The sequence below is a fragment of the Thiohalobacter thiocyanaticus genome, from assembly GCF_002356355.1.
Taxonomy (GTDB): Bacteria; Pseudomonadota; Gammaproteobacteria; order Thiohalobacterales; family Thiohalobacteraceae; genus Thiohalobacter; species Thiohalobacter thiocyanaticus_A.
This window is the reverse complement of the sequence record NZ_AP018052.1, coordinates 706,619-732,132: the sequence shown is the minus strand read 5'-3', so window position 1 is coordinate 732,132 and position 25,514 is coordinate 706,619. Positions and strand designations below refer to the sequence as shown.

Here is a 25,514-nt window from a genome sequence, read left to right as displayed (position 1 = left end):
CCCGGGAAGCGGGGCATCTCGCCTGTCGGCAGCATACGGGAGGCCGCCTCAGTCCGACAAGCCGCCGCAGGTAACATCCCTGTGACCTTCCGGCCCGCGGCGGCGCTGGCCTTGTCCGGTTCAGGGACGCTAAGATGAATGGTATGAGCGGTAACAAGTGTCCCTTCAGCATCATCCAGGCCTCCGGGGCCTGCGGCTGCCGGCACGCCGAGGAAGTGGTGCGGCGCGGCGGCTCGGAATACGACTGCACCGAGGCTGCGGCCCATGCCGTGTGCGCGGCCCTGGTCGAACACCTCAATGCCCTGGCCCTGCCCGAACTGGGCTATGAGGACGACCTCACCCAGACACCCAAGAGCGTTTACGAGCGCATTCTGCTCGGCGGGCTGCAGGGGCTGCGCCAGGCCCGCGACCCCGCCGACAGCGACCCCGGGACCGCGGACATCTGGCCGGTGGTCGAGGCCGCAGCCGGCGAGTACGGCGACGTGACGCAGATCCCGGCACCGACCGTACTGCCCGCCATTCAGGCCTGCCGCATCCGGCGCCGTCAGCGCGGTCGCGGCTGAACGGCGCGCTGCCGGGCAGCGGGCACACCGAACAAGAAGGATCCACTGAGTTTCATGGAAAACGACGCCGTCATTCCGATCGAGATCCTGTTCCAGAAGTCGGAGCTGGTGGTCACCTTCCTGATCATCATGCTCGGCATCGGCTTCGGCAACCTGCGCATCAAGGGCGTGGGCTTCGGCTCCAGCGGGGTGCTGATCGTGGCCATGATCGCCGGCTACTTCTATCAGTTCGAGCCCATCACCATCCTGCAGGACCTGGGCATCGTGCTGTTCCTGCTCAGCGTCGGCCTGGAGGCCGGGCCCAGTTTCTTCCGCGCCTTCAAGCAGCACGGCCGGCGCTTCATCACCAATGTCGTCGTCCTGCTGGCCGTCTCCGGCGTGAACACCGTGGCCATCATCGCCCTGGCCGGGGTGCCCATCGGCATCGGCCTGGGCCTGTTCGGCGGCGCCTTCACCTCCAGCCCGGCACTGGTGAGCGCGTTGCAGTTCAGCCCCAAGGAGGAGGTCATCTTCGGCTATGGCGTGGCCTATCCCTTCGGCCTGCTCGGGGTGATCCTGTTCATCACCATCGCGGTCAGACTCATGCGCCCGAAGATGGAAGCCGAGGTGCGCGCCCGCACCCAGCTGCATACCGGTGTGTTCAAGCTGCAGAACGAGGAGTTCGCCGGCAGGCTGATCCGCGACATCGATTTCTTCCAGGACCACAACGTGGTGGTCTCGGGCATTCTGCGCGATCTGAACATGCGCACCGCCAGCGGCAGCACCGTGCTGCTGGCGGGTGATGTGCTGCGCCTCGAGGGCCTGCCGGAGGACGTGGACAAGGTCGGACAGACCCTGGGCGTGGAGGTGCAGGAGAAGTTCGACGAGAACGCCGAGTTGGACACCCGTTCCATCGTGGTGGAGAACACCTCGGTGGTCAACCGCAGCCTGGGCGACCTGGACATCCGGCTGCGCTACAACGTCTCCCTGACCCGCATCATGCGCGCGGGGGTGGAATTCGTGCCGCGCCAGGACCTGGCGCTGGAATACGGCGACGTGGTGGTGGCCGTGGGCACACCCTATCAGCTCGATCAGCTGGAACTGTTCCTGGGCCATGAGCACCACACGGTGCAGCGCCGCGTGGACATCGGCTCGCTGGCCGCCACCCTGTTCCTGGCCTTCTTCATCGGCGGCATCATCATCCCCCTGCCCGGGCTGGGCCCATTCTCGCTGGGGCTGGCCGGCGGGGCGCTGGTGGCGGGCCTGCTGTTCGGACACTTCGGGCGCATCGGCAACTTCATCGGCCGCTTCCCGCGCAACGCCACCGCCGTGCTGCGCGAACTGGGGCTGGCGCTGTTCTTCGTGCAGGTGGGCTTCGACACCGGCCAGAGCTTCGTCGAATCGCTCGACTACCAGGCCATCTACTACGCCTTCTATGCCGTGCTGTTCGCCGTGGTGCCGATGGCGGCCAGCTTCCTGTTCGGCCACTATGTGATGAAGATCCCGGTCAGCGAGTGCTTCGGTGTGATCTGCGGCGGCATGACCTTCACCCCGGGCCTTGACATCATCCGTCAGGCCGACAGCTCCGACCGCCCGGTGGTGGCCTATTCCTCAGTCTATCCGGTGGCGGTGATCCTGGTCATCGCCCTGGTGCAGGGCATGTACCTGGCGCTGGTCACCCTCGGCGCAGTCGAGTAACCCAACATGAATCGTCGTGGTTTGTTGTTGGGCTTCATTGCATTCAGCCCAACCTGCATCACTTGACCGTCATTCCCGCGAAGGCGGGAATCCAGAAACCGCCGAGGCACATAGATTCCCGCCTTCGCGGGAATGACGTGAAAGTCATGCAATTGTCCGTGTTTTCCGTGGCCATCAGATCGCCCGACTGCGGTCGGGGATGGTGCGATTGAGCAGACGGTCGTTGTCGCTGTAGTCGACCGCCGCCTCGATCAGATGCACGCCCGGACTGGCCAGGCACCGTTCCAGCAGCGGGGCGAGCTGGTCGGCGGCCTCCACCCGGTGGCCATGGGCACCGTAGCAGCGGGCGTAATCGACGAAACTCGGGTTGCCGTAGTCCAGCCCGAAATCCTCGAAACCCATGTCGGTCTGCTTCCACTTGATCATGCCGTAGGCGTCATCGCGCAGCACCAGCACCACCAGGTCCAGTCCCAGCCGCACGGCGGTCTCCAGTTCCTGCGAGTTCATCATGAAGCCGCCGTCGCCGCAGACGGCCAGCACGCGGCGCTCCGGATGGACCAGTTTCGCCGCCATGGCCGAGGGCAGCCCGGCCCCCATGCTGGCCAGCGCGTTGTCGAGCAGGACAGTATTGGGCAGGCAGGCCGGGTAGTTGCGCGCAAACCAGATCTTGTAGATCCCGTTGTCCAGCGCCACGATCCCGTTGTCGGGCATGGCGCGGCGCACCTCGGCGACCAGGCGCTGGGGATAGACGGGAAAGCGCGCATCATCGGCACCTTCCTGCAGATGCGCGTCGAGATGGCGCTTGACCTCCAGGAAGCGGCCGAAGTCCCAGCCCGGGGAAACCTCGATGGTGGCGGTCAGACGTTCAATGCTGTCGGCGATGTCTCCGATCACCCCCTGATGGGGGTGATAGACCGCATCGACGGCGGCGGTAACATAGTTGACATGGATTACCCGGGCCGAGCCGGCGCGGCCGGCGCCGGCGATATCCGGATTGTCCTCGGCCGGGTCCGTGTCCGCCTCGCCATTCATGATGAAGGGCGGTTTCTCCACCACATCGTGACCGACGTTGATGATCAGATCGGCCGCTTCGATGGCACGGTGCAGAAAGTCCTCGCCCGACAGGGCCGCCGCCCCCAGATACTGGGGGTGACGCTCATCGATCACGCCCTTGCCCATCTGGGTGGTGAAAAAGGGAATGCCGGTCTTGTCGATGAAGGCCCGTAGCGCCTGACAGGTATGGCGGCGGTTGGCACCGGCACCGAGCAGCAGCAGCGGGCGACGTGCTGACTGGATCATATCGCTCGCCTGGCTGATCGAAGTTTCACTGGCCCGCGGATTCTCGAACCGGCTGCGCCGGATCACAGAGGCCTCGGTCTGCTCTCGGGCGATGTCTTCGGGCAACTCCAGGTGCACCGCGCCGGGGCGCTCATCCTCGGCCCGGCGGAAGGCCTCGCGCACCCGCGCCGGGATGTAGTGAGCGCTGCTGAGCTGGCGGGTGTACTTGGTCAACGGCTGCATCATGTCGACCACATCGACGATCTGGAACTCGCCCTGCTTGCTGGCCTTGATCGGCTTCTGGCCGGTAATCATCAGCATCGGCATGGCGCCCAACTGCGCATAGGCTGCGGCTGTCACCAGATTGGTCGCCCCGGGACCGAGGGTCGCCAGACACACGCCGGTCCTGCCGGTCAGGCGGCCGTAGGTGGCGGCCATGAAGCCGGCGGCCTGTTCGTGACGGGTCAGAATCAGGCGGATGGAGGAATCCTTCAATGCGTTCAGAAGGTCCAGATTCTCCTCGCCGGGGATGCCGAAGATGTACTCCACCCCCTCGGCCTCCAGGGCGCGGACGAACAGGTCAGATGCCTTCATGTATGCTCCTTCAGGTGCTGCTCAAATCGTGCAGCCGGATATCCGGTGATGCCTGCCCTGGCCAGATTCCTGCCAGAGTGGCATGCTGATCCCGACCCTACCAGAAACCGGGAGCGGAGCGCATGGGAGAGGCACTGAGAGCAGCAGTGGCACGTCAGCGCATGTTGCTGCGCCGACTACTGGATGCGCCGATGGCCCGACTGGCCCGCGAATGCGCCGCCGTCTGGCCGCAGCGCCAGCCATTGGAAACACTGCTCACTGAATGGCTGGACCACCTGCCCTCCTGCAAATACCTCTATGCGCTGGATATGCAGGGACAGCAGATCACGGCCAATGTCTCGGCCCGGGGGCTGTTGCCGGAACATGCCGGGCGCGACCGCAGCCAGCGCCCGTATCTGAAAGCGGCACTTGCGGGCGAGGCCTTTTCGCTGTCCGATGCCTACATCAGCCGCAATGCCCGCCGGCCCTCGCTGACCGCGGTCCAGCGCATCGAATCGGCCGCCGGCACTCAGCTGGGTTTTCTCGGCGCGGACTTCGACCTGCGCGAACTGCCGCTGACCCGGGAGATCTACGAGCAGCCCGGCCAGTGGCTGCAGATGAAGGGCGATCCGGCCATTCGCAGCGGTCTGTTCAGCCAGCATCGCGTCGACAGCCCGATGGATCAGCACATCGACGCGGTACTGGACCTGGTCACCGAACTGATCGTCGCCCACGGGGTGTTCCACGGCAAGCTGCACTTCTCCAGCTCACGCGCCACCCTCTGGTTCATGGAGGATCCCTATCGTTATCGCATCCTGGACATCGAGGACCTGACCGATCCGGGCATCGTGCTCACCTATCCCACTCACCCCTATCCACAGGACGCGGTGATCCCGCCGGACCGTGTGACCGAGGTCTTCCATACCCTGCGCGCCCTGCGCTTCATGGACGAAACCCTCTACCTGCGCGCCGGCTCGCTGAACATCTTCAATGGCATCGTGGGACTGAACTTCTCCTGCGACGGCTCGCACTATATGCCCTGGCAGGAACTGCTGGAGAAGAAACTGGACTTCTGGCTCGGCACCGGAGATGCGGAACTGGACGACGCCGGCTGAGTCAGGCGCCTACGCCTGCAGCAGCGCCCTGACCACCTCATGCACATGCCGGATCGGCAGGGAGAAGTGGCCCTCGCCCGGCACCCGGGTCAGCCGCGCAGCCGGCGCGGCCTGCGCCAGCCAGTCACTGTGCAGCGGCGGCACCACCCGGTCGGCCAGACCGTGCCAGAGCTGCAGGTTGCGGATCCCATCCAGCGTGAACGGCCAGGGCCGGATGGCCGTTGCCAGATCCGCCACCGCGCCCTCCGGCCCCTGACGGAAGGCCTCGCCCAGACTGTCGGCGAACAACTCACGGACCGCCGGCCGGCGCAGCACCGCCCGGTCGGCCGGGCCGTCGATCCAGCCCTGGATCGCCACCGCCAGACGCGGCGTCCGGCGCACCACCTGCGTGACCAGCGGGCCATAGCTCCAGTGCAGCCAGGCCGGCCCGCGGCGCACCAGCCACAGGGCCAGACGGGCGTTGAACTGCATCGCCGCGGCCAGTCCGGGTCGGGTGAGATCCCCCAGACCGCAGCAGATCGCCGTACCGATGACCCGGTCGCTCAACCGGCTGGCACAGGCCAGGGCGTAGGGTGCGCCGCCGGAGACGGCAATCAGATGAAAACGCCCGATCCCCAGCGCGTCGGCCAGGGCCGCGATGCGTTCCGGCCAGGCGTCCAGCCGCGCGCCCGGCGCCGGGGCGGACAGCCCGTAGCCGGGCCGCTCCGGCGCGATCACCCGCACGCCCGCGTCGCAGCAGGCCGCATGCAGCAACGCGCCCTCGCGGCGTGATCCGGGCAGGCCGTGGAAGTAGAAGGCCGGGATACCGCCGGGCCGGCCGTAGACGGCATAGCCCAGCGGCACGCCCTGGATCTCCAGCACCCGCTCGTTGCGCGGAAACGCCGTCGGCAAAACTTTCCCTCCCGGATCCTGTCACAATCCCCTGTCATCCTGACACAACCGCAGACAGGAGTCCTTCATGCAGAGCAAGCTGTTCTCCCCCATTCGCCTGGGTGATCTGGAACTGCCCAACCGCATCGTCATGGCGCCGTTGACCCGCAACCGGGCCGGCGAGGGCAATGTCCCGACCGCGCTCAACACCGAGTACTACCGTCAGCGCGCCGGCGCCGGCCTGATCATCAGCGAAGCCGCGCAGGTCTCGCCCCAGGGCGTGGGCTATCCGGCCACGCCGGGCATCCACAATGAGGCGCAGGTGGCGGGCTGGAAGGCGGTACTCGAGGCGGTGCACAGCGCCGGGGGGCGCATGTTCATCCAGCTGTGGCATGTGGGCCGCATCTCCCACCCCAGCCTGCAGCCCGACGGGGCCGCGCCGGTCGCGCCCTCGGCCATCCGCCCCGCAGGCGAGGCCGTCACCTACAACGGCATGCAACCCTTCGAGACGCCGCGCGCCCTGGACACCGACGAGCTGCCGGGCATCGTGGCGCAGTACCGCAGCGCCGCCCGCCTGGCCCGCACGGCCGGCTTCGACGGGGTGGAGATCCATGCCGCCAACGGCTACCTGCTGGACCAGTTCCTGCGCGACGGCAGCAATCAACGCTCGGATGCCTACGGCGGCCCGGTGGCCAACCGCTACCGGCTGCTGGGCGAGGTGCTGGCGGCGGTACTGGAAAGCTGGCCCGCCGGCCGGGTGGGGGTGCGGCTGTCGCCCGAGAACAGCTTCAACGACATCCGTGACAGCGATGCGCAGACCACCTTCAACCATGTGGTCGAGCAGCTGGCGCCGCACGGCCTGGCCTATCTGCATGTGATCGAGGGCGACATGATGAGCGGGGCGAGGGAACTGGACTACGGCGCCTTCCGCCTGCGATTCGCTGGGCCCTACATGGCCAACAACGGCTTCGACTTCGCGCGCGCCGACCAGTGGCTGGAGCAGGACCGGGCCGATCTCATCGCCTTCGGCAAGCTCTACCTCGCCAACCCGGATCTGGTGGAGCGTTTCCGGCAGGGGGCGCCGCTCAACGCGCCCGATGCGGATACCTTCTATGGTGGGGATGCGCGGGGCTATACGGATTACCCGACGCTGGAGGAGCAGACACCGCTGTAGGATGGGTGGAGCGAAGCGCAACCCATTGTTGGTCCGCATCGATGGGTTACGGCGCTGGCGCCTCCACCCATCCTACAATTTCGCGACGAGCACGGTTCGATCACCCTGCCAGGGCATTGCGCATGCGCCGGGTCTTCTCCAGCATGCGCCAGGTCGAACGGTTGTTGTTGAAGCGGGTCACTGCGATGAGATCCGCCCAGAGGATGTCGTGGGACTCGTCGTTGCCCGGCACCGGCAGGCGGTCATCGATCTCCACCAGGAAGCGGACATCGATGTGCTCATGGCGCGGGGCATAGTCGACATTGTCGATGACATGGATGTCCACATCGAACAGGGCCTCGCTGACCAGGCGGATGTGGTGCGCCTCCAGCCCGGTCTCCTCGTGGGTCTCGCGCAGGGCCACGCGCAGGATATCGGCGTCACCGTCGGCATGGCCGCCGGGCTGGAACCACTGATCGTGCTTGCGATGATGCAGCAGCAGCACCCGCTCGCGGTCGGGGCTGACCACCCAGGCCGAGCCGGTCACGTGCGCCGGCAGCAGCGAGCGTTCGAAGCAGTCCGGATGGGCGGCGACGAAATCCACGGCGCGGCGCACATAGGCCGCCTCCTCCATGAAGTCGGTGCGGTAGCGGGTCAGCAGGTCGAGCAGCTGTTGTCGATGCATAGCGCCTCCCAGATCAGGTCCAGGATGGATTCTCGACCGCGGCCAGTGCGGCCGCCGCGGCCTCGTCCACGTCGGCCTCGCGCCCCGACAGGATCAGGCGGCCGAAGGCGCCCACGGCGCGCACATCGATCAGGGTGATGTTCGCCGCCTTCTCGGCCTGATTGGCCGCATAGACGATATACCCCGCCGGCTCGGTCTCCAGAATGAACATGCTCTGGTCGGGCAGGATCATGGAGCCGCGCCGGTCCTGGCGGTTGATCAGCACCGTATGGTCCGGCGTCATGCCGCGGATGATCTCCTGCCAGGCCACCTCGCAGCGGGTACGGTCCTGCTGGCGCGCGCCCAGATGATTCAGAATCACCCGGCCGCTCTCGATCACGTCGCTCTGGTCGCGGTGGTGAATCACCATGGAGCCGTACTGGCGTTCGACCACCTGCTGGGCCAGGCGCACCTGGGTGGCCTTGAGCGCCATGTCGGTGAGCCGATGCACGGCCATGCCCGGCGAAACCTCCACCCACAGCAGGGCCTCCCCGGGCACCGGCAGAAAACCCTGGGAGGCCGTGGCGATGTACTCGGCCAGCTGCGGCTGCAGCGAGTCGATATAGACATAGGTTCTGAGCTTGATCATCAAACTGCCAGGCGGCCTGAACGATTGCCCGCTGGGGACAGGCCAGTGGATTCTACCGGTAGCCGACAGGGCAGCGGAAATACATAAGTCATTCGGAATCCATAGATATTCGTCTATGAAATCAGCGCTACAGGCAGTATAGACCGGGATAAGGGCGGCATTACGGGCATCGGGACCGGTCACGACAGTCACCGGAAACGGGCTTGCGGGTCGAGACCCCGCCCTCACCCCTGCCCCTCTCCCGCTCGCGGGAGAGGGGTACTAAGGCGGGAAATCAGAAATAGTAGCCGAAATTGATATTGAAGCGGGTCTGCCACTGGTCATCGGCATTGGCCCCGAGGCGGTCGCCGAAGGCGGCGTCGCCGCCGATGAACTCGTTGCCGTTGGACATGGCCAGATCGGTGTAGACATACCAGCCGCCCCGGCCCCAGGCCGCGCCGAGGATGAACAGTTCGCTGTCGTTGAAGCCGCTCTGGTCCTTGACGATGACGCTGTACTCGGCATAGGGGATGACATAATCCAGCCAGTCGATGCCGGGCGTGGCCTGGTAGTAGCTGAGCGAGATGCCCGGGATCCAGGCCTTGGCCGCCGCTGTGCTGGGGAAGTCGTAGGCGCCGAACTGGACCCGATCGTCGGTGCCCAGCGGCTGGGCGCTGTCGACGTCGAACTCGTACCAGGTCAGCTGACTGGCCAGGGTGAAGTTGTCCCACTTGTTGACCATGTGCACCGAGGCGGCCATGCGGTCGCCGTCGTCCTGCGGCCCGGCGCTTTCCAGTTCGCCGAACTGCAGCGAGAAACCGAGATCGGTGGCGATGGCCACGTCCGGCACGCTGTAGATGCCGCGCAGGTTGAACTGGTTGCGCTCCTTGTAGCCGTTGCCGCTTTCGTTGACCACGTCGTAGGAGTAGCGCGCGCTCTTGTGCGAGGCGCCCCGGTAATCGCCCTCGTCCGAATAGTAATAGGCAAGGTCCCACTTCCAGTCGCCCATGGGCCGGGAGTACTTCACGCCCAGGTCCATGTCGTCCGACAGGCCGACATAGTAGTGCTGGTCGAAGAACCAGCTCTGGGAAATGCCGTAGGGCCCGGGACCGAAGGGCACCCGGTTGACGCCCACCTGGACCTGGCTGCTGTCCTCGAAGTTGTAGCCCACCCAGCCGGTGTGCAGCATGTTGTAGCCGGGATACCAGCGGTATTCCGCCTTGGCCTGCCAGGGGCCGCTGAGGTAGTCGAGGTTGATGCGGAAGGTGTCGAGGGCGAAATCCCCCTTGTCCTCGGTGGCCCGGGTGGCGCCGTTGCCCTCGGGATAATCGCCCACGGCATAGTTGGCCCGGATGGCGCCGCCGATGGTGAGGTCGCCGACCTTGATCTTGGCCGGTGCCGGGGTGATTTCGGACATCTCGGCCTCCGCCCGCTCGGCCCGGGCCTCGGCCTCGTTCCGGGCGGCCTTCGCCTCGGCCAGCGCCCGCTCGGCCTGTTCCAGTTCGCGCTGCAGCTCCTGCACCCGCTGCTCCAGCACCTCGGTCTCGTCCGCACTCACGGCCGCGGAGAGCAATCCCAGTACAACCACCAGCACACCGGCAAGCGGTGCCTTGCCCACAGCGTTTCCTGTCATTGCCCTTTCCTCCCTGCGGTCCCCGGCGGCCCCTCGCCACCGGCGGAATGGTATCCGTCCCGGCATCCCGCTCCCGGGACGGCGGCGCTCAGAGCTCGCCCGTGATCCAGTACCGGATACGTTCCGGGTGGTTCTCGATGTAGCGGGTCACGGCCTCCTCGTAGGAGCTTTCCTGGGCGTCGTACATGGCGGCCTGCAGATCGTCGATGGGCAGCTGCATGCGGGAGAAGAAGCCGGCCGCCTCGATGTCGTCCTGATAGAAGCCCTTGCGTGCCACGGCATGCACCCGCTCGTAGCTGCCCAGCGTCCCCTTGGGGTCGTCCAGGTAGCGCAGGTCGTACTTGCCGAACATCCAGTGCGGACTCCAGCCGGTGACCACGATCCATTCGTTGCGGCGGATGGCGCGGTCGAGCGCGGCGGTCATGCCGGCACCGCTGGAGATCTGCAGTTCGTAGTCCAGGCCGTAGTCCTCGATGGCCTGCTTGGACAGGCGGGTCAGGCCGGCGCCGGGGTCGATACCGGTGATGGTGTCATCCAGCTTGTCCATCACACCGGGATCCTTGAGATCGGCGATCGAGCTGACCCGGTCCTCCGGGATATAGCTCGGCACCACCCAACCCAGCCGGGCATGGGTGTAGAGCAGCCCCAGATTCACCATCTTGCTGCCCAGCTTTTCGATGTAGTCGGCGTGGGTGCCGGGCTGCCAGGACATCAGCATGATGTCGATGCTGCCGGTGGCAAGGCCCTGGTACTGGGGGGCGATGTCGGTCTGGATCAGTTCCACCTCATAGCCCATCTCGTCTTCCAGGATGCGCGCGGCAAGCTTGGTGACGAACTCGGCATCCGACCAGGCGGTCCAGCCGATGCGGATCTCCTTTTCGGCCTGGGCCGTGCCGGCCAGGCCCAGCATCAGCGTGACGGCCAGCAGATATTGCAGTGATTTCAGGAATCGCATGACGTCCTCCTTGTTTGCTTTGGTTTATGCAGCTTTGCGTCTGGCTCCGAAGCTCTGGGTGATGCGATCCAGCAGAATGGCCAGCAGCACCACACCGAGGCCGCCCTCGAATCCCAGGCCCACGTTCAGGCGCTGAATGCCGGTCAGCACCGTGTTGCCCAGTCCGCCGGCGCCGATCATGGAGGCGATCACCACCATGGACAGGGCCAGCATGATGGTCTGGTTCACCCCGGCCATGATCGAGGGCATGGCCAGCGGCAGCTGCACCTTGAACAGCAGCTGGCGCGCGGTGCAGCCGAAGGCCAGGCCCGCCTCGATGTGCTCGGGGCTGACCTGGCGGATGCCGAGATTGGTCAGGCGCACCGCCGGCGGCATGGCGAACACCAGGGTGGCGATCGCGCCGGGCACCTTACCCAGGCCGAAGAAGATGGCGGCGGGGATGAGATAGACGAAGGGCGGCATGGTCTGCATGAAGTCCAGCACCGGGCGCACAATGGCCTCGACCAGGTCACTGCGCGCCATGGAGATGCCGATGGGAATACCGATCAGCAGCGCCAGCGCGCTGGAGCCGATGACCAGCGCCAGGGTCGAAACCGTCTCCTCCCAGATATCCATGCCGAAGAGCAGCAGCATGGATACCAGCGCGAAGATGCCGAACTTCCAACTCACGCGCCAAGCGGCCAGGGCCACGATCAGCAGCGCCAGCAGCAGCGGCGGGATGGCAAGCAGCCCCTCCTCGAAGTTGTCGATGACGAACTCGATGGCCTCGGAGATGCCGTCCAGCACACCGGTGAAATTGACCTGGATCCAGTCGACCGCGCCGCTGACCCACTCGCCGATGGGGATATCGATATTGGTGATGAAATTGCCGTCAGCCATACCTTTGGTGTCCTGCTAGCCCGCCTTGTCCAGTGTCTGCAGCAGTACCGTCTTGCTGACGGTGCCCAGATAGCGCCCGCCCTTCGCCACCACCGGCACCGGGTGTTCGCTCGCGGCCACCAGGCTGAGCACGTCGCTGAGTTCCATGTCCTCGGGCGCGGCCTCGATGCCCTTGAGAAAGGCTTCCTCCCAGCGGGTCTCGCCGGGACTGTCCAGGGCCCTGGCCAGGCTGTGCTGGCTGACCATGCCGCGGTATTTGCCGCTGGCATCGACCACCACGGCGGTGTTGCGCCTGCGGTCGCGCAGCTGCGCCAGGGCGGCGCGCACATTGGTGCCGGGCCGCTCGAACACCATCAGACCGTCCTGCTCGGCGATCTCGGAGGCGGTGAACACCTTGCTCACGTCCACGCCGTAGAAGAAGGATCTTACATACTCATTGGCGGGACTGGTGACGATCTCCTCCGGGGTGCCGATCTGCACGATGGCGCCGCCTTCCATGATGGCGATGCGGTCACCGATGCGGATGGCCTCGTCCAGATCATGGGAGATGAACACAATGGTATGCGCCTCGCGCTGCTGCAGCCGCACCAGTTCATCCTGCATCTCGGTGCGGATCAGCGGATCCAGGGCGGAGAAGGCCTCGTCCATGAGCAGGATCGAGGCATCGGTGGCCAGGGCGCGGGCAAGCCCCACGCGCTGCTTCATGCCGCCGGAGAGTTCGTCCGGATAGCTGTCGCCGTACTGGCCCAGGCCGACCGTCTCCAGCGCCTTCATGGCACGCTCGCGCTGCTCTTCCTTCGACACATCGGCCACGTCGAGCCCGAAGGCGGCGTTCTCGGCAACCGTCTTGTGCGGCAGCAGGGCAAAGGACTGGAACACCATGCTCATGTGCTCGCGGCGCATGCGGATGAGTTCCTTTCTGCCCATGGCGGTCACATCCCGGCCATCGAGCAGAATGCGGCCGTGGGTGGGTTCGATCAGACGATTGAGCATCCGCACCAGGGTGGACTTGCCCGACCCGGACAGGCCCATGACGACGAACACCTCGCCGTCGCGGATGGCGAAGTTGGCGTTCTGGACGCCGACGGTGGTGCGGGTGCGTTCGAAGATCTCGTCCTTGGACAGCCCCTGTTCCAGCAGGCGCATGGCCTCGTCGGGATCAGGGCCGAAGATCTTGTAGAGGTTCTCGACGACGAGTTTGTCTTTTCCCTCGCCGTTCCCGTTGACTGGCATCAGAATGACTCCGGGCGGGCCGCGCCGCTGATCCATGCACAGGCAGGGCCGGACAGCCACCCTGTGCTGTTCGATTACCGGTTAGCAGGATCAGGCTGGGGGCACAGCCATCGTGAATTTTCTTCCCCAGTCAAAAACCTAGACGCTGTGACCATGAAAGTCAAACGACGGCAGCGGCAAGCCCATGGCAAACGGAGTTATTTTTCTGCAACAGTTCGGCCGACCCCGCCTGCCTGCCGCCAGCGCTGGCGCAATGCCTCCACCCGCTGACGGTTGACGCCGAGATCACTGTGCCCGACGCGCGAGGCGGAACGCACATGCACCACGCCCGCCTGCGCATCCGGCCGCAGCTGCAGGTCATCCACGAAACCGAACACACGAGAGCGGAAGCCGGCGACCAGATAGTCCGGCTGCACGGTCGTTACCGTACCGCCCAGTGACCGCACCTGCTCTCCGAGCCGGTCCAGCACCGAGGCCGGCGACAGATCCCCCGGCAGCCTCAGCGGTTCGACATAATGCGCGCTGTCGGCGGGATATTCACTGCAGACGCAGTTGGGACTGTCGGGACAGGGCGGCAGCCGGCCGTCAACGCGCCCGGGCGGCGCCTGCGAGCGGCTGTGCAGGGCAAGCACCGCCAGGGTGATCATGGCGAGCAGGATCAGCGCGGCGAGAATCAGCAGGACCGCCTTCATCCCGCCTCACTCCTCATGCTCCATCAACCCCCGGATCAGCGCCCGCACCTCGGCGTGATTGAAATTGCGGCCGCCGACGGCGCGATAGACCACCCGCCCCTGCGGATCGATCAGCACGGTGGTGGGCAGTCCCTTCACCCCGTAGGCCTCGGCCACGCTGCTGTCACGGTCGAACAGGACGGGGAAGCTGGGATAGACGTCGAGTTGGCCCATGTAGGGGAAGACCTGATCGGGCGACTCCCACTGGTTCACCGCCAGCACCTGGAAGCCTTCGTCCTTCAGCCCCTGGTAGACCGCCTCCATCGAGGGCATCTCCTCGCGGCAGGGCGGACACCAGGTGGCCCAGAAGTTGACCATCACCACCCGGCCGCGCAGGTCCGACAGCCGGTGAATCTCGCCGTCCATATCCTCCAGCGCGAAATCCGGCGCCGGGACCGGTTCCGGCAATCGGGTCAGGTCATGCCCCAGATCGGCCGGCGCCGCCGGCGCAAAGGCCAGCAAGGCGATGCTCAGCAGCAGGCGCGCCAGCATCTCAGGGAGCGGATTGCGGCACCCCTTCCGGGGCGCATCTGACGTCTTCGAGCTTGGCTTCATGCAGTTCACCTCCCTGGGTCCAGACATAATGAAGATCGAAGCGGGTGCCGGGCGGCAACTCCACGGTGGTGAAACCCTGCCCCCAGTCGCCGGGCTGATAGGTCTGCGCCTCATGCAGCAGCACCCAGCGGAAGGCGAGATTGCGGCCGCGCCATTCCTCCAGCCACTCGGTCTTGGTCTTGACCCGGTGGGTCCGGCCGTCGGGTGTCACATAGCGCCAGCGGGTGAGATCGTACTCCAGCACCTCGTCACCGATATTGCGCAGGATGGTGCCGAAGGTGCAGTACTGCCGGGTGCTGGCGACGATGTCCGGCGGCAGTCCGCGGGCGGAGAAGACCGCCGCCACGTAATCCCGGTTCAGCGGCAGCAGCTGCAGCGACATGCCCGGATGCTCCACCTGCACGGTTTCGATGCCGGAATCGGGGTTGTACTCGCGCTCGACCTGGGCGCCCATCAGTGTCGCCGGCAGCAACAAGCAGAATGCGGACAGATACCGTGTCATTGTCAGCCTCATCCTCCGGGGGTTAATCATGGCCACCCTACCCTTCGGGTCCGGGCATCGCAATGACACGACGCGGGCCGGTCAGGGCCGGCCGCGGTCGAGGGCCGCCTTCAGTTCCCGGATCTCCGCCCGCAGGCCGCGGATCTCGTCCTCGATGGCCCCGCCCTCGGCCTCGATACGCTGTTCGATCAGGCTGCGGTCGCGGCTGTGCTCGGCCTCGTGCATGGTCTGCATGGTATCGACGATGATGCCGATGAACAGGTTCAGCATGGTGAAGGTGGCGATCAGGATGAAGGGCACGAAGAACAGCCAGGCATGCGGATAGAGCTCCATCACCGGCCGCACGATCCCCATGGACCAGCTCTCCAGGGTCATGATCTGGAACAGGGTGTACATGGAAGCGCCGATGGAGCCGAACCAGTCCGGGAACTGCTGCCCGAACAGGCCGGTGGCCATCACCGCGAACACATAGAACAGCAGCAGCATCAGCCCGGCGATGGAGGCGATGCCCGGCACCGCATGCAGCAGCGCCTCCACGATGAAGCGCAGCTTGGGCACCATCGAGATCAGGCGCAGCACACGCAGCACGCGCAGGGCGCGCAGGACGGCCAGCGGCCCGCTGGCGGGAATCAGCGCAATGCCCACCACGATGAAGTCGAACACATTCCAGGCGATGGTGAAGAAACGCAGCCGGTAGGCAAACAGCTTGATCGCGATCTCGACCACGAACACGCCCAGGATCAGGCTGTCGGCCAGTCTCAGCGCCGGACCGACGCGCTCCATCACCGCCGGCGAGGTCTCCAGGCCCAGGATGATGGCATTGATCACGATCAGGAAGACGATCGCGTGCTGCACACGCGGCGACTCGATCCAGCGGCCGGCCCGCGCACGCAGCGAGGCCGGATCCAGGTCACGGAGGATGACTTCAACCATAAATCTGCAACCGAAACAGTCCTGACTGGGATAGCCGGGCGGGCGGCTGCCCGGGCCGGACGCAGGATAGCACGGAGCCCCGCACAGGACACCGCCTCACTCCTCGCCCCTCACCCCCAACAGCCGTTCGGCATTGCCCCGGGCCAGGCGTTCGGCCGTCTCCGGCGGCAGCTGCGCCAGCCAGTGTCGGATGCCGGCGACCACCCGGTCATACGCCTGCCAGCGGGCAAGGCTGAAGGTATCCACCCCCACCAGGAAGCGCTCGGAATGCTCGACCAGCAGCCGGTACCAGGCATCATCCAGTTCGCCGCCGGGCGCAATGCGCGCGTCGCGCACCGACAGGTCCACATGCAGCCGCGGATAACGTGCGAGGTAGTCGGCAATCAGCCGCGGATACGGATAGGTTCCGGCATGGGCCCAGATCAGGGTTAGGCCGGGAACGGTCTCATAGAGGGTGTCGACCACGGCCGGGTCGGCGTGCAGCAGCAGCGGAAGATCGTGCGCGACCGCCAGTTCCGCCAGCCGCCGCAGCACCGGACTGTGCCGGTGGGGCGCCAGTATGTGCAATTCACCGATACCGCGCCAGGGACCGGTCTCGAGCGTCCGCTCGACCCACTCGGGCAGACCGGCATCGGCATGCCAGTCGCGTTTGTCCCCGGGCCTGCGGTATACCCCGAGCAGGGGGATGATGCGCTGCGGCGCGAGCCGATGCAGTTCCAGGACGGTACGCGGCGGCATCCCGGTCACCAGGGCGTGGCGGACATCGCTGCCGTCCAGGCGCGCAAGCGCCGCTTCCGGCGGCATCGCACCGAGATGTTCCGCATCGTAGTGCAGATGCGCATCGAACAGCGGCCCGGCCAGCGACAGGGGCGGGATCAACAGCACAGCGAGCAGCAACAGGTGCGAAGGCATGATCCAAGGATACCAGCCCTGCCGGTCACACACGCCCGCAAACGTGCGCCCGGTCACAGAAACGGCATCCCGCTCACCGATCGCCACGGCATCGCAGGCCGATGCTAAGCCGCTGAATACCTGACACACCCGCCCGCCGATGACAGGATCTGTCAGTCGCGCAGACCGCATTACACACCCTCCCGCTCGGTTTATGCTCCGCCTACATGAGGTTAGTATTCATTCACCCCTTGTCACGAGAGGCCCCTGAGGGCCGAGTAAAACAGAGGACTGAAGTATGAAAAGTTCCCGCATCACCGCAGGATTTGTTGTTGCCCTGTCGCTGGCCGCCGCACAGCCGGCATTTTCCGATGAACCCCTCACCGGCCTGAGCGTAGCCGAAGCCGAAGACCTGACCTACATGCGCGAGGAGGAGAAACTCGCCCGCGACGTCTACCTGACCATGGACCAGTACTGGAACCAGCGCGTGTTCGTCAACATCGCCGAATCCGAGCAGACCCATACCGAGACCATCCAGATGCTGCTGGACAAGTACGGCCTGGTGGATCCGGCGCTCGACGCCGTCGGCTATTTCACCAATACCGACCTGCAGGGCCTGTACGATCAACTGGTCACGCGCGGCATGGCTTCGGAACTCGAGGCCCTGCATGTGGGCGGTCTTATCGAGGAAGTCGACATGCAGGACATACAGGCGGCCATCGAGCGCACGGACCACGCCGATATCGAGCAGGCCTATGCCAGCCTGTTGTGCGGCTCGCGCAATCACCTGCGCGCCTTCGTGGACGCCATCGAACGACTGGGCGTGCAGTACGCGGCCCAGTTCCTGCCCCAGGACGAGGTGGACGCCATCGTGGGATCACCCCTGGAACACTGCGGCAACCGTCCCCGCCAGGGCAGCTGAGGGCTCTGCCCACCCGCCCCGCCGGGCGCGGCCGGCGGGGCCATTGCCCGAGGCAGGCTGCCTGTCGAAGCCAACTTAAAACCCTGTTGTCTGCATGTATTCGCGCATTGCAGCGAATGGGCCACTGACACGGCACGCGCACTGGCTATACTCCGGGATACAGGCAAACTCCGGAGGAGGGCCACGCCATGGAACAGAGCCTGCAAGAAACCCGCTTCGATGAATACGGCCTGTTGCGCCATCCCGAGGACTGGTCCCCCGAGTTGGCCAGCGAGCTCGCGCGTCAGGAGGCCATTCCACACCTGACCGACCTGCACTGGGCCTTCATCGATTCCCTGCGCAACTACTACGGAAAATACCGGGTACCGCCGCCGGCGGGACTGATCTGCCACGATCTGGAACTGGATGAGTGGTGCTGCCACGACCTGTTCCACAACTGCCTGAACGCATGGCGTATCGCCGGCCTGCCCGATCCCGGCGAGGAGGCCAAGGCTTACATGTCGGCCGAGTAGGCGACAAACGAACCTCGGAGAAAGGACAGCACCGGTTAAATGTGGATACGCACCACATGCAATCTCGAGTTCAGGCTCGAGGTTCCCACCCCCCTGATACTCATGCTCCGGGCGCGCAGCAGCGCGCGGCAGTGGATTGCGCGGGAGAGTTACAGTCTGATACCCAATGTGCCGGTGCAGGAATATACGGACATCTTCGGCAACCTGTGCCAGCGCCTGATCGCACCGGCGGGAGAATTTCAGGTCCGCACCTCGGCTGTCGCGATCCTGAATGTCAGTCCAGACCAGGCGCCGGTCGGCGGCTTCGTCGACATCCCGGACCTGCCGGATACGGCCATGATGTATCTGCTGCCGAGCCGCTACTGCGAATCCGACCGCTTCGGCAACATGGCGCGGGAAATCGTGGCGGGCCTGCCGCTCGGCTATCCTCAGGTGGCCGGCATCAGCGACTGGATCCGCAGCAGTATCCGCTACGCACCCGGCACGAGCGCGTTTCCGATCTCTGCAGTGGAGGTGAATCTGCAGGGGCAGGGAGTGTGCCGTGACCTGTCACACCTGGGCATCGCCCTGTGCCGGGCACTGAGTATTCCGGCACGCATGGTGGTCGGCTATCTGCATGAGCTCGACCCCATGGATATGCACAGCTGGTTCGAGGCCTATATCGGTAACCGCTGGCATACCTTCGACCCCAGCTGCAGCAGCCTGCATGATGGCGCGCGCCTGGCCGTGGCCTATGGCCGCGATGCCGCCGACGTGGCCATCTACACCCAGTTCGGCCCGCCGGCCAGGTTCAGTGACATGGAAGTCACGGTGCAACAACTGGAGAACGCGCCGGACTGAGCACCCGGCACGTCTCCCGGCGGATTTTTATTTCTGTCCCTGCCAGAGCAGGTTGTAGCCGATCTCGTAGGCATCGCTGCAGTATTCCAGCAGGCCGGTGAACTTCTCCTTGAAGGCTGCATCGGCGTGCGAACGCTCATGGGCCTCGAACGATTCCCAGAAGGTCAGGATCGCGATGTGCGCTTCCTGGTCGGGCTGCGACTCCGGATCCACGCTGCCTTCCTCGGAGACGAAGCCGGCGGACTGGTAGACGATGCCGCCATAGAACTCGGGATAGGTCTCCTTGACCACCTCGCACATCTCCCCGAGCGCCAGTTCGACGTCCTCCACGGTATATTCGGGCTTGAGCTTGACCACGTTGTACAGCATCACATGACCGCCCGGGATCTTGATGGCATCAAACATGTCGTGCGTCTCCTCGAAAACGATTGGGTAAGAACGAACATAACATGACGCGGTCGGGGGTCAACCACATTCGGCGGGGTGATTGACCGCAGCCGAACAGAAAGCGGCTGCAGTGCCGGGCGCGACCGGTCTAGGCCCGGCGACGCGACGCTGCGATCACCACTGCGTAGATGAACAGGTTGACCACGATCACTCCAGCGCCGAGCACCAGGCCGATATCCGCCGTCAGCCAGCCGGGATAGATGAGGGGCTGCAGGTAATGCTCGATGAAACCGCCGGCATAGCCCGTCTCACCCGCCCGGGCGCGCAGCGCATTCTCCAGCGGGGTCAGCGGGCAGGGCCAGGCGAAGATCTCGACCAGCGCCCCCCAGACCGCGGCGGGCAGATGCAGCCAGACGATACCGGGCCAGCGCAGCGCCAGCCCCCCGCCCAGCAGCACGAACAGGATGAAGAGCAGGTGCGCGAACAGGACCAGATCCGCCAGCCAGTGATAGATCATGCTCTATGCCATTCCTGCATAACCATTAATAGTGTTTATCCACTCTCCCCCGGTCTTCAGCATTTGTTTGCTTTCCGATCCGGCGCATCGAAAGCTTCGATGGGTCTCTCCGGCGGCTGGCGGCATAATCCGGGTCAATACCTTAGTGAAATACTCAGACATAAAGTGTGATTATTCTTCGAGCCGCACCAAACACGAGGATTGACCCATGCAGCCAGCGCCAACCATCAGTCCCGCCATTCACCTGCCGCACCTCGAGGAGGTCAGCACCCTCCTGCGCGACCACCTGCAGGGCGACTGGATCGTGCGCATCGAGCACCGCGCCCCCGACACCCTGCCCCGTTCGCTGTGGCGCACCTGGGGACGCACGCAGTACACCCGCCAGGGCGCCGACCGGGTCATGGACCGGATCCTGGACTGCCACGCCGCCAACCCGGAACACGCCATCCGGCTCTGCGCGGAGAAGCTGCGGCCGCAGGCACGCCTGGTGTACTGGATCCATCCGGGCGACACCGCGGGCGAGACCGATAGCTGATATCGGAAATTATCGCTTACCCGCGGCCGCCACGCCCGTTACCCTTCCCGCATACCCGCTTTGCTCCTGGAGGGCATGCCCATGAAGGATGAAATCCTCGAACCCCACCGTCCGCAGTTCGCCTCGGCACCCGAGCAGGCGCGCAAGGCGGCCAGCTTCTACGAGGCCATCGCCGCGGCGCAGGAACTCAAGCCCGGCGTGGGCCAGACCCGCCGGCTGGCCCGGGAACGCCGTGAAGCCATGTCCCGGCTGGGCAAGATGGCCCTGCCGCCGGAACAGCGCTAGTCGCCCCGTCCCCCGCCCGGCTCCGGTTCAACGCGGTTGCGTCCGGCCTCCTTGGCCCGGTACAGCCGGGTATCGGTACGCTGAATCAGATCCCGGACGCTGTCTGCGTCCGGGCATAACTGATCCACGCCGACACTCAGGGTGATGCGCACCTGCGCATCCCCGACCCGGATGACCTCACGCTCCAGCCGTTGACGCAGCCGCTCCGCGACCTGGCAGGCCAGATCCAGTTCCGCGGCGGGCAGCAGCACGGCGAATTCCTCGCCTCCCAGCCGGCCCAGCACGTCGCTCGGGCGCAGCACCTCCCGGGCCAGGTCGGCGACGACCTTCAGCACCTCGTCACCGGCCTGATGCCCGTGCTCGTCATTGACCACCTTGAAGTGATCCAGATCGAACATGAGCAGCGACAGGGTCTGCTCCCCTCTGCGGGCACGGGCCGCCTCCTGTTCAAGCCGGGACATGAATTCACGGCGATTGGCCGCGCCGGTCAGCGCATCCGTGGCGGCCAGTCGGGTCAGATCCGAGTTGGCCTGCTGCAACTCGACCATGGCCCGCTCCGCGCGCCGTTTCTGGGCCAGGATCTGCGCCATCAACTCGGCCTGGGAGTAGATACGGGTAAAGGAGCCGGTGGTGAGGTAGGCCTGGACCACGCCGTAGCTGAGCAGAAGAAAGCCCGCAGCGAAGACGAGATGCGCCAGCCACCACTGGTGATTCCAGGGCAGGCCCAGGGTGAAGGCCCAGGATGACTGCGCAAACCAGAGCATGGCGATGGCATACAGCCCCATGAGCGAGCCGCGCACGCGGCGCAGCAGCATCCAGCCAACGCCCGCGACATACATGGCGATGGCCAGGTATTCCAGCGTCAGACGCAGCGCGGGCGCTGCGCGCCAGGGCGAGACCGCCACCAGCGCAACCAGCGCGTCGAGGACGAGAAATCCGGCCAACGCGGCACCCCAGCCCCGCGCGCGCCGCTCGGGGGCATCCGCTGCGTCCCCGTAGTGCAGCAACGCGATCAGGAAGCAGGCCGCCATTATCAGCCTGGAGACCGGGCCATAGAGCAGAAACAGCCAGGGGTTGTCGGCGGCGAAGTGGGTCAGAAACCCGTGCGGCGCATACACCAGCGTGAATCCGAGCAGGCCCAGCGCCAGCCAGCGCAGCAGTCGCTCGCCGCTGGCCATATAGCAGCGCCAGGTCACATAACTGATGAAGGCCCCCAGAAGGATGGCAATGCCGATGGCGCCGACATGGAAGCTGTGGTGCTCGAACACCCTGACCGGGTCCTGCTGGTAGTGTATGTAGGCAACCGCCAGCAACGGCGCCAGCGCAAGTATCCCTGCAAGCAGGCGCGCGTAGCCCGTAACGAACCGGGTCAGCGCCGGTGCGGGGGAATCGGAATGCCTGGTTTGATTCATGCGAGTCTTGTCCGGGTTACAGGCCAGATACAGCCACGGGCTGTCCGGATGCCGGCGCCGGGGCTCCGTGCCGACACAATTCAGACCGAGTCGGCCAGCCAGGCCGTTGCCGCAGCCGCTGACAGCGGCCGGCTGTACAGATAGCCCTGCATCAGGCTGCAGCCCAGCCCGTTCAGGAAGGCACGCTGCTCCTCCGTCTCCACACCCTCAGCGACCAGCCGCAATCGCAGGCCCTGCCCCATCGCCACGATGGCACGGGTGATGGCCGTGTGATCGGGATCACCCGGGATGTCGCGCACGAAGGCACGGTCGATCTTCAGGGTGGTAAAGGGAAACTTACTCAGATAGCTGAGCGATGAATAGCCGGTGCCGAAATCATCCAGCGCGATGCCGAAGCCGCTGCGGCTGAGCTGCTGCAGGGTGAAGGTGGTGGAGGCCACGTCCTGCATCAGCGTCCCTTCCGTGATCTCCAGTTCCAGCACGCCCGGGTCCAGTCCGTGTTCATTCAGCGCACGCTCCAGCGTCTCCGGCAGGCCGCTGCGCTCGAACTGCCGGCTGGACAGGTTCACCGCCATGGTCAGTCCGTCCCAGCCCCGGCGGTGCCAGTCGGCCAGCTGGCGAAGCGCGGTCTGCAGGACCCAGTCCCCGACCTCGACGATCATCCCCGTCTCCTCCAGGATGGGAATGAAATCCCCCGGAGGCACCAGTCCCCGCTCCGGATGCTGCCAGCGGATCAGGGCCTCGAAGCCGCAGGGGCGGCCGGTGGCGCTATCCACCTGCGGCTGGTAGTGCAGCACGAACTCATCCCGGTTCAGCGCCCGCCTGAGCTCGTTCTCCAGCAGCAGCCGTTTCTCGGCGTGCGCGCCGATTTCTTCGGCATAGAACTCATAGGTGTTGCCGCCCCTCTCCTTGGCCCGGTACATGGCGGCATCGGCGTGGCGGAGCAGGGTGCCGGCATCTTCGCCATCGTAGGGAAACAGCCCGATCCCCACACTCGCCGCCACGTTGAGGGAGTTGTCGTCGATCATGAAGGGCTGCCTGAACACGGCCAGCAGGCGCTCGGCCAGCTGCCTGGCCTCGCCGACATTGTCGATGTTCTCGGCCACGATGACGAATTCATCACCACCGAAGCGGGCGATGCTGTCATGGGCCCGCAGGGCCCGCATCAGCCGGCCGCCCAGCTGTCGCAGCAGCGTATCGCCGGCCTCGTGGCCCAGGGTGTCATTGACGAATTTGAAACGGTCCAGATCCAGGAACAGCACGCACAGCAGCCGCCCGGCAGCACGCGCCGCCGCCAGGCTGCGGCCGAGCCGCTCCAGCAGCAGGGTACGATTGGGCAACTCGGTCAGGGTGTCGTGATGAGCAAGGAAGCGCAGCCGCTCCTCGACCTGCATGCGCTCGCTGATATCACGGCCGGTGGAGATGAAATGAGTGATGCGCCCGTCGTTGTCACGCAGCGGGGCGATGGATTTCTGTTCATAGAACAGGGAACCGTCGTTGCGCTTGTTGACCAGGACATCATTGAACACTTCCCCCGCGAGTATCTGCCCCCACAGCGCCTGGTAGAAGCTTCCCCCCTGCTTGCCGGACTTGAGCAGCCGCGGCGTGCTGCCGAGGATCGTGTCGCGGGTATAGCCGGTGACCTGCTCGAAGGCCGGATTGACGTACTCGGCCACCCCGCTGCGGTCGGTGATCATGACCATATCGGCGGTCTGCTCCAGCGCGCTGGAGAGCTTGCTCATCTCGGCCTCGGCCCGCCGGCGGTCAGTCACATCGACCGCAGTGGAGAGCAGATAGGCATCGTCATTCAGGCTGATGCGCACGATGGAAACCAGCAGTTCGCGGTCCTCGCCGGCGCGCGTGCGCATCCTTACATCCAGCCCCTCCACCCTGTCCTTCGCCATGACCTCATTGACGATGCTGTCGCGCCGATCGGCATCCGGCCAGAGCCCGAGTTCAGCCACGCTTTTTCCGAGCAGTTCCTCGCGGGCATAGCCGCAGGCAACGCAGAAGGCCTCGTTGACATCGTAAAAGGCGCCGTCCACGGCACGTGTTATCGACACCATCGCCGGTGAGATGGCGAAAAAGCGCCTCAGGTTCGCCTCTGAAGTCTCGACCTCCTGGATATGCCTGAGCACGAGCGCGTTGCTGGCCCACTCGCGCAGGGCCACGAACACGAGCAGGATCAGCACCATAATCAGCAGCTGCTGGAAATTCCTGGCATCGAGTTCGGGATAGGACAGCAGCAGGGCAAGGAAGGTCAGTACCAGCGCGAGCACCGGCACCATCCGATCCTGACGCGTGACCTGTCGGCGCAGCGACATGGGAGGGACCGCCCCCTCCCGGTTGCTTCCGAAGTCCACTGCCGCAATATAGAGCAGGCCGAAGCCCAGCAGCCAGAATATATCCAGGATATGCCCCGCGGCATAGGCGGCATCGAGCAGGCTGTAGGCATACAGGGTATTGACGGTCGCGTGCGTTGCGATCGCGGCGATGACGTACCCCATATTGCGACGCACCCTGCCTTCCATGCGGCCCCACAGCACGGCCAGCGCATAGACGAACAGCGCCATGTAGATGACCGGATAGGCCAGCGCGACTGACAGAACAACGGGCTGATCGGAAAGCCTGCGGATCGGTTCAGCGAACACCGCCAGGTGGATGATGAGGATGCTGGAGACGAAGATGCCGAGCTGACTCAACTCCAGCAGCCCGACCGGCATCCGCGAACTGGCTGCATTGTAGAACAGCAGCCCGATGGCCATCAGTACGCCGAAGCCGAGAAAACCGATGTCCGACCAGTAGGGGAAGGGGGTATAGCGCCCCAGCAGCAGTTCCTGGTAATCCCAGACCAGCATCCCCGCGAACCAGGACAGACAGGCCAGGGCGAAGAACAGCCAGGCCCGGCGCATGGGGCCGGCGCCGCCGCGCGCCGCCGCGAGGCATTTCAGCCCCGTCAGCAGCGAACCCAGGGTCCAGAATGCGTTGGCCCACCAGTGGACTTGTGCCTGGCTCAGCGGCAACAGGTAATTGCCGGCGGCAAACAGGACCAGTAGTACGCCGGTCACCAGCACCGTGCCGGCGTTGTTCACCCGCCGGCTGCCCCGGACGGCCTCGGCCACGCTCAATATGCCCTCCCCGATTTGATGCGCCACTTTATCCGTTCAACTATGGCATGAATCGCCAGAAAACAGCTGATGTTGCTTCCATTACACGTAATCCCGGCGCCGGGCAACAGTATTTTTGTTCTGAAATGTAAAATCTGTCCGTC

Annotated in this window: 26 protein-coding genes; 9 read left to right on the top strand and 17 right to left on the bottom strand. The window is 65.3% G+C overall.

Annotated elements, in window-relative coordinates; all coding sequences use genetic code 11:
* The first annotated feature begins 143 nt into the window (after nucleotides 1–143).
* Nucleotides 144–563, top strand: a complete 420-nt coding sequence (locus CFK21_RS03415) for a hypothetical protein (protein WP_096364782.1) — start codon at nucleotides 144–146, stop codon at nucleotides 561–563.
* 54 nt (nucleotides 564–617) lie between these two features.
* On the top strand, nucleotides 618–2,240 hold the full coding sequence (locus CFK21_RS03410; protein ID WP_096364781.1) for an aspartate:alanine exchanger family transporter: 1,623 nt from the start codon (nucleotides 618–620) through the stop codon (nucleotides 2,238–2,240).
* 174 nt (nucleotides 2,241–2,414) lie between these two features.
* On the opposite strand, the gene CFK21_RS03405 is transcribed toward CFK21_RS03410, so the two are convergent.
* On the bottom strand, nucleotides 2,415–4,112 hold the full coding sequence (locus CFK21_RS03405; protein WP_096364780.1) for an acetolactate synthase large subunit: 1,698 nt from the start codon (nucleotides 4,110–4,112) through the stop codon (nucleotides 2,415–2,417).
* A gap of 122 nt (nucleotides 4,113–4,234) precedes the next feature.
* On the opposite strand from CFK21_RS03405, the gene CFK21_RS03400 reads away from it, so the two are divergent.
* Complete coding sequence (locus tag CFK21_RS03400; RefSeq protein WP_096364779.1) at nucleotides 4,235–5,206, top strand: PDC sensor domain-containing protein; 972 nt, start codon at nucleotides 4,235–4,237, stop codon at nucleotides 5,204–5,206.
* A gap of 9 nt (nucleotides 5,207–5,215) precedes the next feature.
* On the opposite strand, the gene CFK21_RS03395 is transcribed toward CFK21_RS03400, so the two are convergent.
* A complete protein-coding gene (locus tag CFK21_RS03395; RefSeq protein WP_096364778.1) occupies nucleotides 5,216–6,097 on the bottom strand; it encodes an alpha/beta fold hydrolase in 882 nt (293 codons plus the stop codon).
* A gap of 67 nt (nucleotides 6,098–6,164) precedes the next feature.
* Between CFK21_RS03395 and CFK21_RS03390 the strand changes: the two genes are divergently transcribed.
* Entirely contained in the window at nucleotides 6,165–7,250 is a 1,086-nt protein-coding gene (locus tag CFK21_RS03390) for an alkene reductase (RefSeq protein ID WP_096364777.1), read from the top strand.
* Between the two features lie 100 nt (nucleotides 7,251–7,350).
* Here the strand turns inward: CFK21_RS03390 and CFK21_RS03385 are convergent, their stop codons facing one another.
* From CFK21_RS03385 to CFK21_RS03335, 11 genes are all read right to left on the bottom strand, one after another.
* Nucleotides 7,351–7,914, bottom strand: a complete 564-nt coding sequence (locus tag CFK21_RS03385) for an NUDIX hydrolase (RefSeq protein WP_096364776.1) — start codon at nucleotides 7,912–7,914, stop codon at nucleotides 7,351–7,353.
* Nucleotides 7,915–7,927: 13 nt separating this feature from the next.
* Nucleotides 7,928–8,542: a BMC domain-containing protein gene (locus tag CFK21_RS03380; RefSeq protein WP_096364775.1), complete on the bottom strand. Its 615-nt coding sequence runs from the start codon at nucleotides 8,540–8,542 to the stop codon at nucleotides 7,928–7,930.
* A gap of 274 nt (nucleotides 8,543–8,816) precedes the next feature.
* A complete protein-coding gene (locus CFK21_RS03375; RefSeq protein WP_231971585.1) occupies nucleotides 8,817–9,938 on the bottom strand; it encodes a hypothetical protein in 1,122 nt (373 codons plus the stop codon).
* A 304-nt stretch (nucleotides 9,939–10,242) separates the two neighbouring features.
* A complete protein-coding gene (locus tag CFK21_RS03370) occupies nucleotides 10,243–11,109 on the bottom strand; it encodes a glycine betaine ABC transporter substrate-binding protein (protein WP_096364774.1) in 867 nt (288 codons plus the stop codon).
* A gap of 24 nt (nucleotides 11,110–11,133) precedes the next feature.
* A complete protein-coding gene (locus CFK21_RS03365; RefSeq protein ID WP_096364772.1) occupies nucleotides 11,134–11,988 on the bottom strand; it encodes an ABC transporter permease in 855 nt (284 codons plus the stop codon).
* Nucleotides 11,989–12,003: 15 nt separating this feature from the next.
* A complete protein-coding gene (gene proV, locus CFK21_RS03360; RefSeq protein WP_096367467.1) occupies nucleotides 12,004–13,221 on the bottom strand; it encodes a glycine betaine/L-proline ABC transporter ATP-binding protein ProV in 1,218 nt (405 codons plus the stop codon).
* A 197-nt stretch (nucleotides 13,222–13,418) separates the two neighbouring features.
* Complete coding sequence (locus tag CFK21_RS03355; RefSeq protein ID WP_197702987.1) at nucleotides 13,419–13,913, bottom strand: DUF1499 domain-containing protein; 495 nt, start codon at nucleotides 13,911–13,913, stop codon at nucleotides 13,419–13,421.
* A 6-nt stretch (nucleotides 13,914–13,919) separates the two neighbouring features.
* Entirely contained in the window at nucleotides 13,920–14,444 is a 525-nt protein-coding gene (locus CFK21_RS03350) for a TlpA family protein disulfide reductase (protein ID WP_096364770.1), read from the bottom strand.
* Nucleotide 14,445: 1 nt separating this feature from the next.
* A complete protein-coding gene (locus CFK21_RS03345; protein WP_096364768.1) occupies nucleotides 14,446–15,009 on the bottom strand; it encodes a hypothetical protein in 564 nt (187 codons plus the stop codon).
* Nucleotides 15,010–15,090: 81 nt separating this feature from the next.
* Nucleotides 15,091–15,942, bottom strand: coding sequence for an ion transporter (locus CFK21_RS03340; RefSeq protein ID WP_096364766.1), 852 nt, complete (start codon nucleotides 15,940–15,942; stop codon nucleotides 15,091–15,093).
* Between the two features lie 96 nt (nucleotides 15,943–16,038).
* Nucleotides 16,039–16,854, bottom strand: coding sequence for an amidohydrolase family protein (locus CFK21_RS03335; RefSeq protein WP_157745304.1), 816 nt, complete (start codon nucleotides 16,852–16,854; stop codon nucleotides 16,039–16,041).
* A gap of 277 nt (nucleotides 16,855–17,131) precedes the next feature.
* Between CFK21_RS03335 and CFK21_RS03330 the strand changes: the two genes are divergently transcribed.
* The 3 genes from CFK21_RS03330 to CFK21_RS03320 all read left to right on the top strand — a co-directional run bounded on the left by CFK21_RS03330 (nucleotide 17,132) and on the right by CFK21_RS03320 (nucleotide 19,107).
* On the top strand, nucleotides 17,132–17,755 hold the full coding sequence (locus CFK21_RS03330) for a DUF2202 domain-containing protein (protein ID WP_096364762.1): 624 nt from the start codon (nucleotides 17,132–17,134) through the stop codon (nucleotides 17,753–17,755).
* A 188-nt stretch (nucleotides 17,756–17,943) separates the two neighbouring features.
* A complete protein-coding gene (locus tag CFK21_RS03325) occupies nucleotides 17,944–18,267 on the top strand; it encodes a TusE/DsrC/DsvC family sulfur relay protein (protein ID WP_096364760.1) in 324 nt (107 codons plus the stop codon).
* A gap of 39 nt (nucleotides 18,268–18,306) precedes the next feature.
* On the top strand, nucleotides 18,307–19,107 hold the full coding sequence (locus tag CFK21_RS03320) for a transglutaminase domain-containing protein (protein WP_096364758.1): 801 nt from the start codon (nucleotides 18,307–18,309) through the stop codon (nucleotides 19,105–19,107).
* 27 nt (nucleotides 19,108–19,134) lie between these two features.
* On the opposite strand, the gene CFK21_RS03315 is transcribed toward CFK21_RS03320, so the two are convergent.
* Nucleotides 19,135–19,512, bottom strand: a complete 378-nt coding sequence (locus CFK21_RS03315; RefSeq protein ID WP_096364756.1) for a hypothetical protein — start codon at nucleotides 19,510–19,512, stop codon at nucleotides 19,135–19,137.
* A 130-nt stretch (nucleotides 19,513–19,642) separates the two neighbouring features.
* The gene (locus CFK21_RS03310) at nucleotides 19,643–20,011 is read right to left on the bottom strand and encodes a DUF2784 domain-containing protein (protein ID WP_096364754.1); all 369 of its coding nucleotides are present in this window, start codon (nucleotides 20,009–20,011) and stop codon (nucleotides 19,643–19,645) included.
* A gap of 208 nt (nucleotides 20,012–20,219) precedes the next feature.
* Here CFK21_RS03310 and CFK21_RS03305 point away from each other — a divergent pair, with 208 nt between their 5' ends.
* Both CFK21_RS03305 and CFK21_RS03300 read left to right on the top strand, forming a co-directional pair.
* Complete coding sequence (locus CFK21_RS03305) at nucleotides 20,220–20,546, top strand: ribulose bisphosphate carboxylase small subunit (RefSeq protein WP_096364752.1); 327 nt, start codon at nucleotides 20,220–20,222, stop codon at nucleotides 20,544–20,546.
* An 81-nt stretch (nucleotides 20,547–20,627) separates the two neighbouring features.
* The gene (locus CFK21_RS03300) at nucleotides 20,628–20,831 is read left to right on the top strand and encodes a hypothetical protein (RefSeq protein WP_096364750.1); all 204 of its coding nucleotides are present in this window, start codon (nucleotides 20,628–20,630) and stop codon (nucleotides 20,829–20,831) included.
* Here CFK21_RS03300 and CFK21_RS03295 read toward each other — a convergent pair.
* The gene (locus tag CFK21_RS03295) at nucleotides 20,828–22,243 is read right to left on the bottom strand and encodes a sensor domain-containing diguanylate cyclase (protein WP_096364748.1); all 1,416 of its coding nucleotides are present in this window, start codon (nucleotides 22,241–22,243) and stop codon (nucleotides 20,828–20,830) included. The two genes, CFK21_RS03300 and CFK21_RS03295, sit on opposite strands and share 4 nt — an antisense overlap.
* 80 nt (nucleotides 22,244–22,323) lie before the next feature.
* On the bottom strand, nucleotides 22,324–25,365 hold the full coding sequence (locus CFK21_RS03290; protein WP_157745301.1) for a putative bifunctional diguanylate cyclase/phosphodiesterase: 3,042 nt from the start codon (nucleotides 25,363–25,365) through the stop codon (nucleotides 22,324–22,326).
* Nucleotides 25,366–25,514: the final 149 nt, after the last annotated feature.

Excerpts from the sequence above, each read along its gene's own strand:
- CFK21_RS03415 (WP_096364782.1), top strand. The coding sequence starts at position 144 with ATGAGCGGTAACAAGTGTCCCTTCAGCATCATCCAGGCCTCCGGGGCC.
- CFK21_RS03410 (WP_096364781.1), top strand. The coding sequence starts at position 618 with ATGGAAAACGACGCCGTCATTCCGATCGAGATCCTGTTCCAGAAGTCG.
- CFK21_RS03405 (WP_096364780.1), bottom strand. The coding sequence starts at position 4,112 with ATGAAGGCATCTGACCTGTTCGTCCGCGCCCTGGAGGCCGAGGGGGTG.
- CFK21_RS03400 (WP_096364779.1), top strand. The coding sequence starts at position 4,235 with ATGGGAGAGGCACTGAGAGCAGCAGTGGCACGTCAGCGCATGTTGCTG.
- CFK21_RS03390 (WP_096364777.1), top strand. The coding sequence starts at position 6,165 with ATGCAGAGCAAGCTGTTCTCCCCCATTCGCCTGGGTGATCTGGAACTG.
- CFK21_RS03385 (WP_096364776.1), bottom strand. The coding sequence starts at position 7,914 with ATGCATCGACAACAGCTGCTCGACCTGCTGACCCGCTACCGCACCGAC.
- CFK21_RS03380 (WP_096364775.1), bottom strand. The coding sequence starts at position 8,542 with ATGATCAAGCTCAGAACCTATGTCTATATCGACTCGCTGCAGCCGCAG.
- CFK21_RS03375 (WP_231971585.1), bottom strand. The coding sequence starts at position 9,938 with ATGTCCGAAATCACCCCGGCACCGGCCAAGATCAAGGTCGGCGACCTC.
- CFK21_RS03370 (WP_096364774.1), bottom strand. The coding sequence starts at position 11,109 with ATGCGATTCCTGAAATCACTGCAATATCTGCTGGCCGTCACGCTGATG.
- CFK21_RS03365 (WP_096364772.1), bottom strand. The coding sequence starts at position 11,988 with ATGGCTGACGGCAATTTCATCACCAATATCGATATCCCCATCGGCGAG.
- proV (WP_096367467.1), bottom strand. The coding sequence starts at position 13,221 with ATGCCAGTCAACGGGAACGGCGAGGGAAAAGACAAACTCGTCGTCGAG.
- CFK21_RS03355 (WP_197702987.1), bottom strand. The coding sequence starts at position 13,913 with ATGAAGGCGGTCCTGCTGATTCTCGCCGCGCTGATCCTGCTCGCCATG.
- CFK21_RS03350 (WP_096364770.1), bottom strand. The coding sequence starts at position 14,444 with ATGCTGGCGCGCCTGCTGCTGAGCATCGCCTTGCTGGCCTTTGCGCCG.
- CFK21_RS03345 (WP_096364768.1), bottom strand. The coding sequence starts at position 15,009 with ATGACACGGTATCTGTCCGCATTCTGCTTGTTGCTGCCGGCGACACTG.
- CFK21_RS03340 (WP_096364766.1), bottom strand. The coding sequence starts at position 15,942 with ATGGTTGAAGTCATCCTCCGTGACCTGGATCCGGCCTCGCTGCGTGCG.
- CFK21_RS03335 (WP_157745304.1), bottom strand. The coding sequence starts at position 16,854 with ATGCCTTCGCACCTGTTGCTGCTCGCTGTGCTGTTGATCCCGCCCCTG.
- CFK21_RS03330 (WP_096364762.1), top strand. The coding sequence starts at position 17,132 with ATGAAAAGTTCCCGCATCACCGCAGGATTTGTTGTTGCCCTGTCGCTG.
- CFK21_RS03325 (WP_096364760.1), top strand. The coding sequence starts at position 17,944 with ATGGAACAGAGCCTGCAAGAAACCCGCTTCGATGAATACGGCCTGTTG.
- CFK21_RS03320 (WP_096364758.1), top strand. The coding sequence starts at position 18,307 with ATGTGGATACGCACCACATGCAATCTCGAGTTCAGGCTCGAGGTTCCC.
- CFK21_RS03315 (WP_096364756.1), bottom strand. The coding sequence starts at position 19,512 with ATGTTTGATGCCATCAAGATCCCGGGCGGTCATGTGATGCTGTACAAC.
- CFK21_RS03310 (WP_096364754.1), bottom strand. The coding sequence starts at position 20,011 with ATGATCTATCACTGGCTGGCGGATCTGGTCCTGTTCGCGCACCTGCTC.
- CFK21_RS03305 (WP_096364752.1), top strand. The coding sequence starts at position 20,220 with ATGCAGCCAGCGCCAACCATCAGTCCCGCCATTCACCTGCCGCACCTC.
- CFK21_RS03300 (WP_096364750.1), top strand. The coding sequence starts at position 20,628 with ATGAAGGATGAAATCCTCGAACCCCACCGTCCGCAGTTCGCCTCGGCA.
- CFK21_RS03295 (WP_096364748.1), bottom strand. The coding sequence starts at position 22,243 with ATGAATCAAACCAGGCATTCCGATTCCCCCGCACCGGCGCTGACCCGG.